17 protein-coding genes are annotated in these 15,382 nt (G+C 69.4%); 1 reads left to right on the top strand and 16 read right to left on the bottom strand.

Going from position 1 to position 15,382, the window contains the following annotated elements:
* Positions 1-7: 7 nt before the first annotated feature.
* The 11 genes from ABD212_RS03860 to infC all read right to left on the bottom strand — a co-directional run bounded on the left by ABD212_RS03860 (position 8) and on the right by infC (position 10,648).
* Positions 8-985 (bottom strand): NAD-dependent epimerase/dehydratase family protein, encoded by a 978-nt coding sequence (locus tag ABD212_RS03860; RefSeq protein ID WP_344091361.1) that lies wholly within the window; start codon positions 983-985, stop codon positions 8-10.
* Positions 986-1,147: 162 nt separating this feature from the next.
* The gene (pheT, locus tag ABD212_RS03855) at positions 1,148-3,691 is read right to left on the bottom strand and encodes a phenylalanine--tRNA ligase subunit beta (RefSeq protein ID WP_344091359.1); all 2,544 of its coding nucleotides are present in this window, start codon (positions 3,689-3,691) and stop codon (positions 1,148-1,150) included.
* Positions 3,691-4,731 carry a phenylalanine--tRNA ligase subunit alpha gene (gene pheS / locus ABD212_RS03850; protein ID WP_344091357.1) on the bottom strand — a complete coding sequence of 347 codons (1,041 nt, stop codon included), beginning with the start codon at positions 4,729-4,731 and terminating at the stop codon, positions 3,691-3,693. The genes pheT and pheS overlap by 1 nt, the downstream gene beginning before the upstream one ends.
* 43 nt (positions 4,732-4,774) lie before the next feature.
* Positions 4,775-5,680 carry an amino acid ABC transporter permease gene (locus tag ABD212_RS03845; RefSeq protein ID WP_344091355.1) on the bottom strand — a complete coding sequence of 302 codons (906 nt, stop codon included), beginning with the start codon at positions 5,678-5,680 and terminating at the stop codon, positions 4,775-4,777.
* A gap of 58 nt (positions 5,681-5,738) precedes the next feature.
* Entirely contained in the window at positions 5,739-6,386 is a 648-nt protein-coding gene (locus ABD212_RS03840; protein WP_344091353.1) for an amino acid ABC transporter permease, read from the bottom strand.
* A 63-nt stretch (positions 6,387-6,449) separates the two neighbouring features.
* The gene (locus ABD212_RS03835) at positions 6,450-7,361 is read right to left on the bottom strand and encodes a glutamate ABC transporter substrate-binding protein (protein ID WP_344091351.1); all 912 of its coding nucleotides are present in this window, start codon (positions 7,359-7,361) and stop codon (positions 6,450-6,452) included.
* 125 nt (positions 7,362-7,486) lie between these two features.
* Entirely contained in the window at positions 7,487-8,275 is a 789-nt protein-coding gene (locus ABD212_RS03830; protein WP_344091349.1) for an amino acid ABC transporter ATP-binding protein, read from the bottom strand.
* Positions 8,276-8,362: 87 nt separating this feature from the next.
* The gene (locus tag ABD212_RS03825; protein ID WP_344091347.1) at positions 8,363-9,163 is read right to left on the bottom strand and encodes a TrmH family RNA methyltransferase; all 801 of its coding nucleotides are present in this window, start codon (positions 9,161-9,163) and stop codon (positions 8,363-8,365) included.
* Positions 9,164-9,267: 104 nt separating this feature from the next.
* Positions 9,268-9,651, bottom strand: coding sequence for a 50S ribosomal protein L20 (gene rplT, locus ABD212_RS03820; protein WP_344091345.1), 384 nt, complete (start codon positions 9,649-9,651; stop codon positions 9,268-9,270).
* A gap of 32 nt (positions 9,652-9,683) precedes the next feature.
* Positions 9,684-9,878 (bottom strand): 50S ribosomal protein L35, encoded by a 195-nt coding sequence (gene rpmI, locus ABD212_RS03815; RefSeq protein ID WP_344091343.1) that lies wholly within the window; start codon positions 9,876-9,878, stop codon positions 9,684-9,686.
* A 92-nt stretch (positions 9,879-9,970) separates the two neighbouring features.
* The gene (gene infC / locus ABD212_RS03810) at positions 9,971-10,648 is read right to left on the bottom strand and encodes a translation initiation factor IF-3 (RefSeq protein WP_344091341.1); all 678 of its coding nucleotides are present in this window, start codon (positions 10,646-10,648) and stop codon (positions 9,971-9,973) included.
* A 329-nt stretch (positions 10,649-10,977) separates the two neighbouring features.
* On the opposite strand from infC, the gene ABD212_RS03805 reads away from it, so the two are divergent.
* Positions 10,978-11,349 (top strand): DUF1844 domain-containing protein, encoded by a 372-nt coding sequence (locus ABD212_RS03805; protein ID WP_344092421.1) that lies wholly within the window; start codon positions 10,978-10,980, stop codon positions 11,347-11,349.
* Between the two features lie 122 nt (positions 11,350-11,471).
* Here ABD212_RS03805 and ABD212_RS03800 read toward each other — a convergent pair whose 3' ends face one another.
* The 5 genes from ABD212_RS03800 to ABD212_RS03780 are packed head-to-tail and all read right to left on the bottom strand — an operon-like array spanning position 11,472 to position 15,382.
* Positions 11,472-12,248, bottom strand: a complete 777-nt coding sequence (locus ABD212_RS03800; RefSeq protein ID WP_344091339.1) for an SseB family protein — start codon at positions 12,246-12,248, stop codon at positions 11,472-11,474.
* The gene (gene priA, locus ABD212_RS03795; protein ID WP_344091337.1) at positions 12,232-12,978 is read right to left on the bottom strand and encodes a bifunctional 1-(5-phosphoribosyl)-5-((5-phosphoribosylamino)methylideneamino)imidazole-4-carboxamide isomerase/phosphoribosylanthranilate isomerase PriA; all 747 of its coding nucleotides are present in this window, start codon (positions 12,976-12,978) and stop codon (positions 12,232-12,234) included. The genes ABD212_RS03800 and priA overlap by 17 nt, the downstream gene beginning before the upstream one ends.
* 54 nt (positions 12,979-13,032) lie before the next feature.
* A complete protein-coding gene (gene hisH, locus ABD212_RS03790) occupies positions 13,033-13,683 on the bottom strand; it encodes an imidazole glycerol phosphate synthase subunit HisH (RefSeq protein WP_344091335.1) in 651 nt (216 codons plus the stop codon).
* Positions 13,680-14,291: an imidazoleglycerol-phosphate dehydratase HisB gene (gene hisB, locus ABD212_RS03785; RefSeq protein WP_344091333.1), complete on the bottom strand. Its 612-nt coding sequence runs from the start codon at positions 14,289-14,291 to the stop codon at positions 13,680-13,682. The genes hisH and hisB overlap by 4 nt, the downstream gene beginning before the upstream one ends.
* Positions 14,288-15,382 (bottom strand): histidinol-phosphate transaminase, encoded by a 1,095-nt coding sequence (locus ABD212_RS03780; RefSeq protein ID WP_344091331.1) that lies wholly within the window; start codon positions 15,380-15,382, stop codon positions 14,288-14,290. Before ABD212_RS03780 ends, hisB begins: the two co-directional genes overlap by 4 nt.

Here is a 15,382-nt window from a genome sequence, read left to right as displayed (position 1 = left end):
TCCGGCGTCAGGGCCGCTGCGCCAGCAGCTCGAGCTCCTCGGCGCGCGAGAGACCCGACCGGCGCTCGCGGTCGAGGCCGCGACCGCGCTCGTCGGACAGGGTGCGTCGGAGTGTCTGGCCGAGGTCGCGGAGACCTCCCCCGGCGGCGTGATAGGCACGGATCGAGCGCGTCGCGAAGCCCGGCATGTCGCGCGGGAGCCACAGCGGCAGCGACCTCGGGCCTGCCCAATGCGCGACGTCACGAGCCGTGAGCCACTCGTCGTCGGCTTCGACGAGTGGGCCGGTGTGACCGGCGGCCTCACGTGCCGCGGTCAGCAGTTCGCGGAGCGGGATGCTCTCGCCCGTCGCGTTCGCGACGCCGTGCCATCCTGCACCGCCGCGTGCCGTGATGAACCCTGCGAGATCGTCGACGTCGATGACCTGTGCTCTGAGGCCGTCGAGCACGGGCGCGAGCACCGGCTCGGCGCCTGCCAGCGCGAACCGACCGACCCAGTACCCGAAGCGGTCGGTGGGATCGCCGGGGCCGACGATCAGGCCGGGACGCACGATGGCGACCCGTTCCGCGAGAGCCGCGCGAACGGATGCCTCGGCCGCCGACTTGGCGCGGCCGTAGTCGTACTCCTCCCCTGTCACCGCGGGTTCGTGCAGCGCCGCCGTCTCATCCGCGTCGACGTCGACGTCGCTCGCGTAGACCGAGAGCGACGACACGTAGGTCCAATGCGCGGCGCGCTCTGCCAGCGCCCTCACGGCGGAGTCGACGTGTTCGGGAATGGACGAGATGTCGACGACCTCGTCCCACTCGCGCGCCGCGACCGCCGTGTAGGCATCCGCCTCGGCGCGATCGGCGACCACGAGCGTCGCGCCATCGGGCACGGGGCGACCACCGCGGGCCAGGCAGGTCACGGATGCGCCGTCAGCCACCCAGCGCGCCGCGACGCGCCCGCTCAGCCAGCCGGTACCGCCCAGGATCAGCACGTCGGTCATGCATCCATCCCACCAGACGGAGGCTCGGTGGGGGACGTGCTCGCGCCGCTACGGCGAGAAACCGCCTTCCGGACGAGACAGCGTGCGTCGCGGGACGTCCCATCCGCGGGGTGGTTTCTCAGCGGCGCTGTGGTTTCTCAACGACCGGAACGGGGCACATGGCTACTCCCGAAGGGTGGCTCCGAATCGGGTCGCCGCGACGGCCACACCGGCGAGCTTGGCCTCGGTGGCCTCCCCCGCCGTGAGCGTGCGGTCGGGCGCACGGAATCGCAATGCGAACGTCAGGCTCTTCGCGCCGTCGGCGACTCCGGCGCCGCGGTAGTCGTCGACGATCCGCAGCGACTCGAGCAGGTCGCCCGCGCCCTCGACGAGGGCCGCCCGCACTTCGGCCGCGGGCACGTCCGACCCGACCACGAGCGACACGTCCTGCGTCGCGGCGGGGAACCCCGACAGAGAGGGCGCGACCGGCTGGGTTCGGGAGAGCGACAGCACGAGGTCGAGGTCGAGTTCGGCGACGATGACTCGGCCGGGAAGATCGGATGCCTCGGCTACCGCCGGAAGCAGCTCCCCGACGTATCCGACCTCGACCGATGTGCCCGAGGCCGCGGAAGGCACGGCGAGGACGCCCGTGCGACCGGGGTGAAGCGCGGCGCGCTCACCCTGCTCCACCTCGATCGTGACTCCGGCCGCGGCGGCGATGGTGCGCACCGCATCCAGCGCATCGGCGAGCCCGCTCGCGATCGCGGCCGCTCCGGGCTGCTTCGCCACCACGTTGCCCGACAGCAGCACCGCGACATGGCGGCGCTGCGGCGGGATCGACGCGTCCAGCGCGGTGAGGGTCGCGGCATCCGGACGCACGGCCAGCGGCGGCACGAAGGACGTGCCGTACCGGATGCCGGGTTCGGGGAGGAACACCACGCCGACCTCGAACAGCGCGAGGTCGGTGAATCCGCGGGAGACGTTGCGGTGCGCGATCTCGAGGAGCCCGGGAATGAGCGTGCGCCGCAGGAACGGCATCTGCCCGTCGAGCGGATTGGCCAGCTTGATGCTCGGCAGGTGCCCCCCGGACGCCGAGCCGTGGAGGTCGTTCTGCTCCTCGCTCGTGAAGGCGAACGAGGGCGTCTCGACGTACCCGGCCGCCGCGAGCGCGTTCGAGACGCGGCGGCGTCCCTGCTGCGCGGGGGTGAGACCTCGGCCCGAGGGCGGAAGCGGCAGCACGGAGGGGATGCGGTCGTACCCCTCGATGCGGGCGACCTCCTCGGCGAGGGTCCACTTGTCGGTCAGGTCGGGGCGCCAGGTCGGCGTCGTGACGATCCAGCCCTCGGGCCGCTCGTCGAGGTCGCAGCCGATGAGGCGCAGCGCGCCGGCGATCTGCTCGGGCGTGTAGGCCACGCCGATCACCCCCTCGACGAACCCTGCGGGCAGCGCGATGCGCGTGCGCGGGAGTTCGGCGTAGAGCGCGCCGCCGCGATCGTCGTGCGTGCCGCCGGCGTACTCGACCATGAGGTCGGCGACCCGACGGGCAGCGACGTACGGGATGGCCGGATCGACGCCGCGCTCGAACCGGCGGGACGCCTCGGAGGGCAGCTTGTGCCGCCGGGCCGTGCGCGCGATCGACACCGGGTCGAACGTGGCGGCCTCGATGAGCACGCTGCGGGTGGCCGGCCCCATCTCGGTCGTGCCGCCGCCCATCACGCCCGCGAGGCCGATCGGACCCGATTCATCGGTGATGAGCAGGTCTTGGACGTCGAGCGTGCGGACCTTGCCGTCGAGGGTCTCGAGCTTCTCGCCCGCCGTCGCGCGGCGGACCGTGATGCCGCCGGTGAGCCGATCGAGGTCGTACCCGTGGATCGGCTGGCCGAGTTCGAGCATGACGTAGTTCGTGATGTCGATCAGGATGCCGAGCGAGCGGATGCCGGCGAGCGTCAGCCGTGCGATCATCCACGGCGGCGTGGGCCGGGTCGGGTCGACGTCCCGGACGATGCGCGCGACGAACTCGGACGCGCCGACCCGGCCGCGGATCGGGCTGCGGTCGTCGACGGCGATCGGGAAGCCGCTGCCCGGCGCGACTTCGTCGACCGCGCGGATCGCGGGGTCGCGGAAAGCCGCTCCCGTCGCGTGCGAGTACTCGCGCGCGACACCGCGCATCGACAGGGCGTAGCCGCGGTCGGGCGTCACGTTGATGTCCACCGCGACGTCGTCGAGGCCCAGGAGCGCGATCGCGTCGGTGCCGACCGGCGCGTCGACGCCGAGTTCGACGAGGCGCAGGATGCCGGAGTGCTCGTCGCCGAGTCCCAATTCCTTCGCCGAGGCGATCATCCCGTCGGAGACATGGCCGTACGTCTTGCGCGCTGCGATCGGGAACGGTCCGGGCAGCACGGATCCGGGCAGAGTCACGACGACCTTGTCGCCGGCGAAGAAGTTGCGGGCGCCGCAGACGATGCCGTGGACGGCGGGACCGGCATCCGCTGCGTGCCCACCATCGGGCGCGACGCGCACCTGGCACCACCGGATGGTCTTGCCGTTGGCCTGCGGCTCCTCGACGAACTCGAGGACCTCGCCGACGACGATCGGACCGTGCAGGTCGAACCGGAAGACCTCCTCCTCTTCGAACCCGACGCGCACGAGCGCCTCGAGGACCTCCTCGGGCGACGCGCCGACGGGTACATCCACGTATTCACGCAGCCACGAGAGCGGGACGCGCATCAGACCACCATCCCGAACTGCTCGCTGAAGCGCACATCGCCCTCGGCCATGTCGCGCATGTCCTGCACGTCGCTGCGGAACATCAGCGTCCGCTCGACGCCCATCCCGAACGCGAAGCCCGAGTACTCCTCGGGGTCGATGCCCGCCGCGCGCAGCACGTTCGGGTTGACCATGCCGCAGCCGCCCCATTCGATCCACCGGGCACCGCCCTTGAAGGTCGGATGCCACAGGTCGAGCTCTGCCGACGGCTCCGTGAACGGGAAGTAGTTCGCGCGGAAGCGCGTCTTGGCCTCGGAGCCGAACAGCACGCGCGCGGCGTGGTCGAGCGTGCCCTTGAGGTGGGCCATGGTGATGCCCTTGTCGACGACGAGGCCCTCGAACTGCGTGAAGACGGGGAGGTGCGTGGCGTCGAACTCGTCGGTGCGGTAGGCGCGTCCCGGGCACAGCACGTAGATCGGCACCTCGCGCTCGAGCATCGAGCGCACCTGGACCGGGCTCGTGTGCGTGCGCATCACGAGGTGGCGTGAGGTCGGCTCGACGAAGAACGTGTCCTGCATCTGCCGGGCCGGGTGGTCGGCGTCGAAGTTCAAGGCGTCGAAGTTGTACCACTCGTGCTCGAGCTCAGGCCCCTCGGCGATCTCCCATCCCATGCCGACGAAGAGGTCGGCGATCTGCTCCTGCAGCAGGGAGATGGGATGCCGCGCCCCCACGCGAGCGCGGGTCGGCATCGCGGTGATGTCCACGCGCTCCGCCTCGAGCCTCGCCGCGGTCTCTGCGGCGTCTAGTGCCTGCTCGCGCGCCACGAGCGCCTGGCTCACGCGCCCCCGTGCCTGGCCCACGAGCTTGCCGGACTCCGCCTTGCGATCGGGCGCGACATCCCGCAGCCGTGCATTCAGCTGCGCGAGCGGCGAACCCTCAGCGGTGTGCGCGGCGCGAGCCGCTTTCAGCGCGGTGGCGTCGGCGGCGCCGGCGATGGCGGCGAGCGCGGCCTCGACCGCGGCATGCACCGCCTCGGGAGAGATTTCTGGTTCGTCAGACACGAGAGACGAGTCTACCGACGGCCTATCCCCCGACCCGCCCGCATCAGGTGCCGCCGGCGTCGCCCTTCTCGATCCGCGTCAACGACTGCTGCGCGACGAGCACCTCGGTGTCGGTCGCGGGAGCGGCGGGACCGGTCGCGAGCTTGGGCGAACGGCGCAGGCGACGCTCGACGACGTATGCCGTGTACGACAGTGCGAGACACAGGGTGACGTAGATGGCGCCCGCGACCAGGGCCGCCGGGATGAGTGGCGAGCCGAGGACGGCGTTCGAGCCCAGCAGGCGGGCGAAGTAGAGCAGCTCGGGGTAGGTGATGATGAAGCCGAGCGCGGTGTCCTTCAAGGTCACGACCAGCTGCGAGATGATGACCGGCATCATGGCGCGGATCGCCTGCGGCAGCAGGATCATCCGCATCACACCGGCCTTGCGGAGCCCGATCGCGAACCCGGCTTCGCGCTGGCCTCGGGGCAGGGACTCGACGCCGGCGCGGATGACCTCGGCCAGGACCGAGCCGTTGTACACGACGAGGGCGATCACCACGGCCCAGTAGGACGGCATCCGGATTCCGATCACCGGAAGCCCGTAATACAGCAGGATCATGAGGACCAGGACCGGGATGGCGCGGAACACCTCGATGACGAGCGTCACCGGAACCCGCAGCCAGGTGTGATCGGAGAGCCTCCCGATCGCCAGGACGAAGCCCAGGATGATCGCGCCGATCGCCGCCACGATGAACGCGGCGAGGGTGCGCAGCGTGGCGAGGCCGAACTGCTCCCAGATGCGCGTGAAGGTGAACGCGTACCACTTCTCCGCGCTGAACTGCCCGGTGACCCAGAACCGCCAGAGCACGAACCCGAAGATGACGAGGACGACCAGGATCGTGAGCACCCCGAGGATCCGGTTGCGGACGATCGCGCGCGGCCCGGGGACGTCGTACAGGACTGAACTCATTCGATCGCCCCCTTCGGGCGATCGACGCGCCGGCGCGCGCGGGACGCGTTCGGGGTGCTCATCGCGCGATCCTCCAGCGGTTCTCGAGAGTGCGCTGCAGCCAGGCCAGCAGCAGCACCATGGCGACGAAGATGACCATCACCCAGAGGATGGTGACGAGCTGGTTCTCGCCGTTCTCGCTCATCTCGGCGCGGATGTTGCCGAGGTTCACGACCGAGAAGCCCGCGGCGACGGTGGTGTTCTTCAGCAGCGCGATGAAGACGCTCATCATCGGCGGGATGACCGAGCGCATCGCCTGCGGCAGCACCACCAGGGACATCACCTGGCCGAACGTGAGTCCGATCGCGCGTGCCGCTTCGGCCTGACCGACCTGGACGGTGTTGATGCCCGAGCGGATGGTCTCGGCCACGTAGGTCGCGGTGTAGATGCCGAGAGCCCAGATCGCCAGCACGAGGAAGTTCGCGCGCCCCGGCAGCAGGAGCGGAACGCAGAACGCGAAGAAGAACATCACGAGGGTCAGCGGGGTGTTGCGGATCCAGTTCACGTACACGGCGCCTACAGCCCGTGCCACGGGCACAGGCGACACCCGCATCCCACCCACGATGACCCCGAGCACGAGCGCGATCGCACCGCCTGCGAAGAACAGCACGAGCGTGCCCCACAGCGCCGCCGCCCACAGGTCGGGGTAATCGGTGATCTGGTTCACGGCATCCTCCTCCTCCGCTGAGGTGGCGGCACCCGCTCGTCGCGGATGCCGCCACCGGATCGGTCAGCTGACAGGATCGACTGCGGGCTGCTCGCCCTTGACCCCGGCAGGGCCGAGGTTCTTGTCGAAGATCGCCTGCCAGATGTCGCCGCCGTCGGTGAACATCGTGTTGATGAACTCCTGCAGCGCCGTGTCGCCCTTGGCGATCCCGACGCCGTACCGCTCCTCGCTGAACACGTCGCCCACGACCTTGAGGTTGTCGGGATCCTGCGCCGCGAAGCCGATGAGGATCGACTCGTCGGTCGTGACGGCATCCACCTGGCCGTTCTTGAGCTGTTCGACGCACTGGGAGTACGTGTCGAACTCGGTGGTCTGCGCGTCGGGATACTTATCCTTGATGCGCTGGATCGAGGTCGACCCCGTCGCGGAGCACACCGTCTTTCCCGCGAGGTCGTCGGGACCGTTGATGTCGGTGTTGTCGGCCGCGACCAGCAGGCCCTGGCCCGTGGTGAAGTAGGGGCCGGCGAACGAGATCTGCTCCTTGCGGGAGTCGGTGATCGAGTAGGTGCCGACGTAGTAGTCGACGTCGCCGTTGACCAGAGCCTGCTCGCGGTTGGCGGACGGGATCGCGGTGAACTCGATCTTGTCCTCGTCGTAGCCGAGGGATGCCGCGATCCAGCGTGCGATGTCGATGTCGAAGCCGGTCCGTTCACCGGTCGTGGGGTCGAGGTATCCGAGCCCCGGCTGGTCCTCCTTGACGCCGACCTTCACCGAGCCTCGTGCGGTGATCGCATCGAACGTGGGGCTGCCTTGCAGCGATACGTCCTTGGATACCTCGAACCACGTGCCCGAGGCGGACCCGCTCGGCGTCCCGCTCGTAGGCGACCCTCCGGGTGCACCGCTGTTGCACGCGGTGAGCGTCAGAAGCGCCGCGGCCGCGAGGCTCAGTCCTGTGATGATCCGTGACTTTCTCATTGCTGTCCTCCTGGTTGCGTATATCCGGGTTGGTTCCGTATGAGACGTTCGGGTCCGTCTGGGATGCATCTTGGTGGTGTGGTCTGCGGGATCCTTTCTCGGCGGGTCTCGGGGTCGGGCGAGGGTCAGTGAGTCAGCAGCTTGGAGAGGAAGTCCTTCGCTCGCTCGCTCTTCGCGTGGGTGAAGAACTCCTCGGGGGTCGCTTCCTCGACGATCTGCCCGTCGGCCATGAAGACGACGCGGTCGGCCGCCTTGCGGGCGAATCCCATCTCGTGGGTCACCACGATCATGGTCATCCCCTCCTGGGCGAGGCTCACCATGACGTCCAGGACCTCGTTGATCATCTCGGGGTCGAGAGCACTCGTCGGCTCGTCGAAGAGCATCACCTTCGGGTTCATAGCGAGCGCTCGGGCGATAGCGACGCGCTGCTGCTGCCCACCGGACAGCTGCGCGGGAAGCTTGTCCGCCTGCTGGCCGACGCCGACCCGGTCCAGCAGCGCCCTGGCCTCGCGCACGGCATCCGCCTTCCTGAGCTTGCGCACCTTGATGGGGCCGAGTGTCACGTTGTCGAGGATCGTGAGATGCGCGAACAGATTGAACGACTGGAAGACCATCCCGACATCCGCCCGCAGCGTCGCGAGATCCTTGCCTTCTTTGGGGAGATCCCTGCCGTCGATCCGGATCGTGCCCGACGTGATCGTCTCGAGCCGGTTGATCGTTCGGCAGAGCGTCGACTTGCCAGAGCCGGATGGACCGATCACGACGACCACCTCGCCGCGATTGACGGTGAGGTCGATGTCCTTCAGCGCCTGGAAATCGCCGTAGTGCTTCTGCACATCGGTGATCTCGACGAGCGGATCACCGCGCCTGACGTTGATGTTCGACGTCTTCGGGCCACGCTCGGAGGTCGTCATATCGCCACCCTATGGGCGGGCTGTGACGCGCGACCAGACCTCGGGGGGAGCCTTTACCGTTCTGTGACAGGGCCGGAACGGAGCGGTTCAGCCCGCCGCGCGCTGCGCGAAGGCCGTCTCGTAGAGGCAGACGCTCGCCGCGGTGGCGAGGTTCAGAGACTCGGCGCGCCCGTAGATCGGCAGCCGCAGCGACAGGTCCGCGAGGCGCAGCGCCTCGTCTTCGAGCCCTCGCGCCTCATTGCCGAAGAGCCACGCCGTGGGCTCGGCGAGCAGCGCCCGCGACGCCAGGAAGTCCTCTCCGCCGACGTCCGCGGCGACGACGCGGACGCCGGCGGCGTGCGCCCGGTCGACCGCCGTCGCGAGGTCGACGCCGATGGCGACGGGCAGATGGAACAGCGAACCGGTCGATGCGCGAACGACCTTGGGGTTGTACAGGTCGACCGTGCGACCGGTCAGCACGACGGCATCCGCGCCTGTCGCATCCGCCGCGCGGATGATGGTGCCGAGGTTTCCGGGATCCCGCACCTCTTCGCAGATCGCGACGAGCCGCGGGGATGCGGCGAAGACATCTCGCACCGAGGTCGGCGACTGCTTCGCGACGACGACGATCCCCTGCGGCGTGACGGTGTCGGCCATCGCGTCGAGGACGGGCTCGGCCGTGAACACGACATCCAGCCCGGCGTCACGGACAGCGTCGCGCACGTCGGAGTGCCGCTCCATAGCGGTCGGGGTCGCGAACACCTCGAGGACGGTGTCCGCCCGGAACGCGAGGACCTCACGGGCGGCCTGCGGACCCTCGACGAGGAACAGCCCGGTCTCCTGCCGGGCGCTGCGCTTGGTGAGCTTCGCGACGGCGCGCACACGCGGCGACCGCGGATTCTCGAGCACGGACTCAGTGTAGGGCCGCGGCATCCCGTGTTCGGTATACAACAGTCGACGAAGCAGAGGCGCCCTCCCGAAGGAGGACGCCTCTCGACGTCGGGATGCCGGAACTACGCGGTCTTGGGCGCGTTGACGTTCTCGGGCAGCGCGTTCTTGGCGGTCTCGACCAGCGACGCGAAGGTCGCGGGCTCGTTGACCGCGAGCTCGGCGAGCATGCGACGGTCGACCTGCACGCCCGCAAGGCCGAGGCCCTGCATGAAGCGGTTGTAGGTCAGCCCGTTCTGGCGGCTCGCCGCGTTGATGCGCTGGATCCACAGGCGACGGAAGTCACCCTTGCGCTTGCGGCGGTCGCGGTACGCGTAGACGAGCGAGTGGGTGACCTGCTCCTTCGCCTTGCGGTACAGACGCGAGCGCTGACCCCGGTAACCGGAGGCGCGCTCGAGGATGACGCGACGCTTCTTGTGGGCGTTGACGGCCCGCTTGACTCTAGCCATTTCGTTTCGTTCCTAACTTGCGTCGGCGCGGCTCAGCGACCGAGGAGCTTCTTGGCGATCTTCGCGTCACCGGGTGCGAGCACCTGATCCTGCGAAAGTCGGCGGGTGCGGCGGCTGGGCTTGCCCTCGAAGTTGTGGCGAAGGTTCGCCTGCTGCTTCATGAGCTTCCCGCTGCCGGTGACCTTGAAGCGCTTCTTGGCGCCCGAGTGGGTCTTCTGCTTCGGCATCTCTTCTTCCTTCGTTTCACGTCCCGCGGGGCGGGAGTCGGTGTCCCGCGCTGCGGGAGTCGGTGTCCCGCGGTGCGGGAGTCTGTGGGGGCCTATTCGGCGGGTTCCTCGACGACTTGGGTCGCCGTGGAGCCGTCCGCGGCCGAGCCGACGCGGGCTGAGCGCGCCGCTTCCTTGTTCGCCGCGCGCTGGGCGTTCTGCTCGGTCTTGACCTCGGACTTGTTCTTGTGCGGGGCGATCACCATGACCATGTTGCGACCGTCGATGGTGGGGTTTGACTCCACTGTCCCGAACTCCGAGACATCCTCGGCGAATTTGCGCAGGAGCCGCACACCCTGCTCCGGACGCGACTGCTCGCGGCCTCGGAACAGGATCATGGCCTTCACCTTGTCGCCGGTCTTGAGGAAGCCCTCAGCGCGCTTGCGCTTGGTCTCGTAGTCGTGCGGCTCGATCTTCAGCCGGAAGCGGACCTCTTTGAGGACCGTGTTGGCCTGATTGCGACGCGCTTCCTTGGCCTTCTGGGCGGCTTCGTACTTGTACTTCCCGTAGTCCATGATCTTGACGACGGGAGGCTTCGAGTTGGGAGCCACCTCGACCAGATCGAGATCGGCTTCCTGAGCCAGGCGCAGCGCCACCTCGATGCGGACGACGCCGACCTGTTCACCCGCGGGGCCCACGAGGCGGACCTCGGGAACGCGGATGCGGTCATTGGTGCGGGGATCGCTGATGCGGAACTCCTCTTTCGTGCAGGGTGTCGGCCACCGCGGCACAGGGAGTGTCGCGGGCGGAAGAGTCGCATGCCACCCGGCACGACGCGTGAGCGCCGGCTCCTGCACCCTGAACCATTCACTGGCTACCCCGTCCGGAGCGCGGACGAGGCGGAGTGCGTGACCCGGTAGCCTGGAGCGGCAAGCGCGGGTGGGATGTGATCCTCTTTCGATTCCGAAGCAGAACGCTCCGGAGCCCGCCATAGTCTAACAGAGAGTGGCACGTGGACACGATTCGGGACGCCGACGGCGACCGCGCGACAGGACTGCCGACGGCGGTCCCCCCGCCCCCTCCACGCGACGCTGACGCGCCGCGCGGAGCCTCCGGGCGCGTGGGCCCGGCCGAGCGCCAGGCCCGCTGGGAAGAGCAGGAGCGGGCCGCGGCATCCGCCACCCGCGACATCGCGGACGTTCCCGCTGTGGAGGTCATCACGACCGCCGCGGTGCACCTCATGAGCGCGGCCGCCGTCAAGGTCGGACTCGCCGACGACCCCGGGACGCAGACCGACCTCGATGAGGCGCGCAAGCTCATCAACGCCCTGGCGGGCCTGATCACGGCCGGGGCCCCCGAGATCAGCGACGTACACGCGCGGTCGCTGCGTGACGGCCTGCGCTCGGTGCAGCTGGCGTTCCGCGAGGCATCCGTCATCCCCGATCCGATCGGCAAGGGGCCCGGCGAGAAGTGGACCGGGCCGGTCACGTAGTCGGCGCGTTTCGTCTCGCCTTCGGCTCGCTCAACGACCGGCGGGGGCATCGGGCCGGGGGCCATTGGTCGTTGAGCGAGGCGCGAAGCGCCGAGACGAAACGCGCCGAACCACCGCGGAGCTCAGGCGCCCCGGACGAGCTTGACGCTCAGCGAGTCCACCAGCACGGCGATGCGGTCATCGGCGGCCCACCGCCGGGCGAGGCGACTGAGCACTGCGTCCAGTTCCGCCTGATCGAGACCCTTGATCAGCTCCAGCCGCACGAGCAGCTCGGGTCCGCGCAGCCGCGCGGACGGATCCCCGGACTCCACGGCGAGGTCGAGCACGGCGAGCTCGCCGCCCACGCTCTCGTGCAGAGCCGCGAACACCTCGGGTGAGGAGGGACTCGGCTCCCACGGCTGGCCCTGGGCGATCGCCCACACGGCGGGGCGGCGGATGACGAACTCGGTGTCGGAACCCGGATCGATGACGATGAGGTCGGTGTCGTCGGTCGATGCCGCCACCGCCGTGCGGACGCCGTCGGCCGGAACCGGCCGGGCCTCGGCATCCCACCGCTGCATCGCCGTCACCGACGTGAACACCGGCAGCACGCGGCGCCCATCGGGTGCTGCAACTGTGACGATCGAGAGCTCCTGGGTCTTGTCGACCACGAGCCCGTCTGCGCCGACGCCTTCATCGCCTTTCGCCGCGACCAGCGGGATCAGCAGCCGCGCCGTGCGGTAGGCGTCGATGACCTCGGTCTGCCCCGCGGCGCTCCCTCGCTGTGCGGTGAGCGCGGCCAGCAGGCGCGGGTCGGCCGAGCCGTCGTCGCCCGCGTGCGGGTTGGGCTCGAAGACGCGACCCTCCCACGGGACCCCGGCGGAGTCGCCCTGCGCGTGCGGATCAGTGTCCGGCGACATCCAGTGCCTCGGCGAGCGTGAACGCGCCCGCGTAGAGCGCCTTGCCCACGATCGCGCCCTCGACGCCGAGCGGCACCAGGTCGCGCAGGGCGATGATGTCGTCGAGGCTCGACACGCCGCCCGACGCGACGACGGGCTTGGTGGTGCGGGAGGTGATCTCGCGCAGCAGGTCGAGGTTCGGACCCTGCAGTGTGCCGTCCTTGGTCACGTCGGTGACCACGTAACGGCTGCATCCCGCCTCTTCGAGGCGCTCGAGCACCGCCCACAGGTCGCCGCCCTCCTGCGTCCAGCCGCGCGCGGCGAGCGTGGTGCCGCGCACATCGAGGCCGACGGCGATCACATCGCCGTATCGTCCGATGACGTCTGCCGCCCACTCCGGGTTCTCCAGCGCCGCGGTGCCGAGGTTGATGCGCGACGCACCGCTCTCGAGCGCCTCCTCGAGGCTGCGATCGTCACGGATGCCGCCCGACACCTCCACCTGCACCCCCCGCACCTGGCGGATCACCCGGCGCAGCACACCGGTGTTGCTGCCGCGTCCGAAGGCCGCATCGAGGTCGACCAGGTGGATCCAGTCGGCACCTTGGCGCGCGAAGTCGAGTGCGGCGTCGACGGGATCCCCGTAGTTGGTCTCGCTCCCCGCCTCGCCTTGCGTGAGGCGCACGGCCTTGCCGTCCGCGACGTCGACGGCGGGCAGCAGGATCAGTTCGGGCGTTGACGCGAAATCGTTCATGGCTCCTCGTGCCGACAGATCACGAAGGCAGACGCTCCCGAAGATGGCACGAGTTCAGAGAGTAGCCCTGCCGAGCCCGTCGATCCAATTCGCGAGCAGGCGGATGCCGGCATCCCCTGACTTCTCAGGATGGAACTGCGTCGCCGACAGCGGACCGTTCTCGACGGCCGCGAGGAACGGCTCGCCGTAGTCGCACCAGGTCAGAACGGGCTGCGGGAAGGGCGGCACGACGTCGAGCAGCCACTTCTGAGCGCCGAAAGAGTGGACGAAGTAGAACCGCTCCTCCTCGATCCCACGGAACAGGCGTGAGCCGTCACCGGCGCGGACCGTGTTCCATCCCATGTGGGGCAGGACGGGCGCGTCCAGCTCCGTCACCACCCCCGGCCACTCGCCGAGCCCCTCGGTGTCGACGCCGCGCTCCACTCCGCGCTCGAACAGCACCTGCATGCCCACGCAGATGCCGAGGACGGGACGCCCCCCGGCGAGCCGGCGATCGATGAGCTGATCGGCGCGGCTGGCGCGAAGGGCCTCCATGACGGCGCGGAACGCCCCCACGCCCGGGACGACGAGACCGTCGGCCTCGAGGACGAGTGCCCGATCGGACGTCAGTCGGGCGTCGGCCCCGGCCGCGTCGAGCGCTTTGACGGCGGAGTGGACGTTGCCCGAGCCGTAGTCGAGGACCGCGACGAGCGGTTTCGAGCTCACAGAGCGCCCTTGGTGCTCGGGATGCCTTCGACCAGCGGGTCGAGAGCCTTGGCCTGCCGGAAGGCACGGGCGAATGCCTTGTACTCGGCCTCGGCGATGTGGTGGGGGTCGCGCCCCGAGACGACGCGCACGTGGACCGTCAGCGCCGCGTTGAACGCGATGGCCTCGAACGTGTGGCGCACCAGCGAACCGGTGAAGTGGCCGCCGATCAGGTGGTGCTCGAAACCGGCCGGCTCGCCGGAGTGGACGAGATACGGACGTCCACTGATGTCGACGACCGCCTGCGCCAGTGCCTCGTCGAGCGGCACGAGAGCGTCGCCGTAGCGCGAGATCCCCACCTTGTCGCCGAGGGCCTCGCCGATCGCCTGTCCGAGCACGATCGCGACATCCTCGACCGTGTGATGGGCGTCGATGTCGGTGTCGCCCGACGCGCGGACCGTGAGATCGGTGAGCGAGTGCTTCGCGAAGGCGGTCAGGAGGTGATCGAAGAACGGCACTGTGGTGTCGACATGGCTGCGTCCAGCGCCGTCCAGATCGAGCTCCAGCTCGACCGTGGACTCGCTCGTCGCTCGGTGGATCGATGCGATGCGAGCGGCCGAACGGGTCATGATCGGGAGTCTATCGAGGCGAGTGCGTCGAGGAACGCGGTCGTCTCGATGTCGGTTCCCGCGGTCACGCGCAGGTGATGCGGGATTCCGACGTCGCGGATCAGCACGCCCCGGTCGTACAGCTGCTGCCAGATCGCAGCAGGGTCGTTGACACCGCCGAACAGCACGAAATTCGTCGACGAGTCATGGGGCTCGTATCCCAGTGCGGGCAGGGTCGCCGAGATGCGATCCCGCTGGGCGACGATCTCATCCACCATCCGCAGCATCGTGAGGGCGTGACGAAGCGCCGCCGTCGCCGCAGCCTGTGTCAGCGTGCTCAGGTGATACGGCAGGCGCACGAGCCGCAGCGCGTCGATGACCGCGGCGTCGGCGGCGAGATACCCGACCCGCGCGCCCGCGAAAGCGAACGCCTTGCTCATCGTGCGCGAGACGATGAGCCGCTCGCGGCCCGGAAGCAGTGCGAGGGCCGACGGCTCGCTGCGCGGAGCGAACTCCTGGTACGCCTCGTCGACGACCACCACTCCGTGCGTCGCCTCGTAGACGGCCTCGATGACGTCGAGGGGCATCGGGGTTCCGGTGGGGTTGTTCGGTGCACAGAGGAAGACGACGTCGGGTGCCGTCGCCGCGACCTGGGCTGCCGCGCTCCCGGCGTCGACGGTGAAGTCGTGGGATCGCGTTCCCGCCGTCCAGGCCGCGCCGGTGCCCCGCGTGATGATCGGATACATCGAATACGTCGGCGCGAAGCCGAATGCGGTCCGCCCGGGCCCCGCGAAGGCCTGCAGGACATGCTGCAGAACCTCGTTCGAGCCGTTCGCCGCCCAGATCTCGTCGCGCGTGAGGCCGAACCCGAGGTAGTCGGCGAAACCCTCTCGCAGGGCGGTGAACTCGCGGTCGGGGTAGCGGTTCACCTCCTGCAGCGCCACGGCGACGGCATCCAGGATGTCGTCGGCGACGTCTTCGGGCATCGGGTGCGTGTTCTCGTTCACGTTCAACGCGACCGGCAGAGATGCCTGTGGCGCGCCGTACGGAGTCTGACCGCGCAGATCGTCGCGGAGGGGCAGGTCGTCGAGGCGAGCGCTCACCCGTCCCAT

This window comes from Microbacterium deminutum (genome assembly GCF_039530205.1).
GTDB lineage: Bacteria > Actinomycetota > Actinomycetes > Actinomycetales > Microbacteriaceae > Microbacterium > Microbacterium deminutum.
The sequence above is the reverse complement of the archived record's forward strand: the minus strand, read 5'-3'. Positions and strand labels throughout refer to the sequence as shown.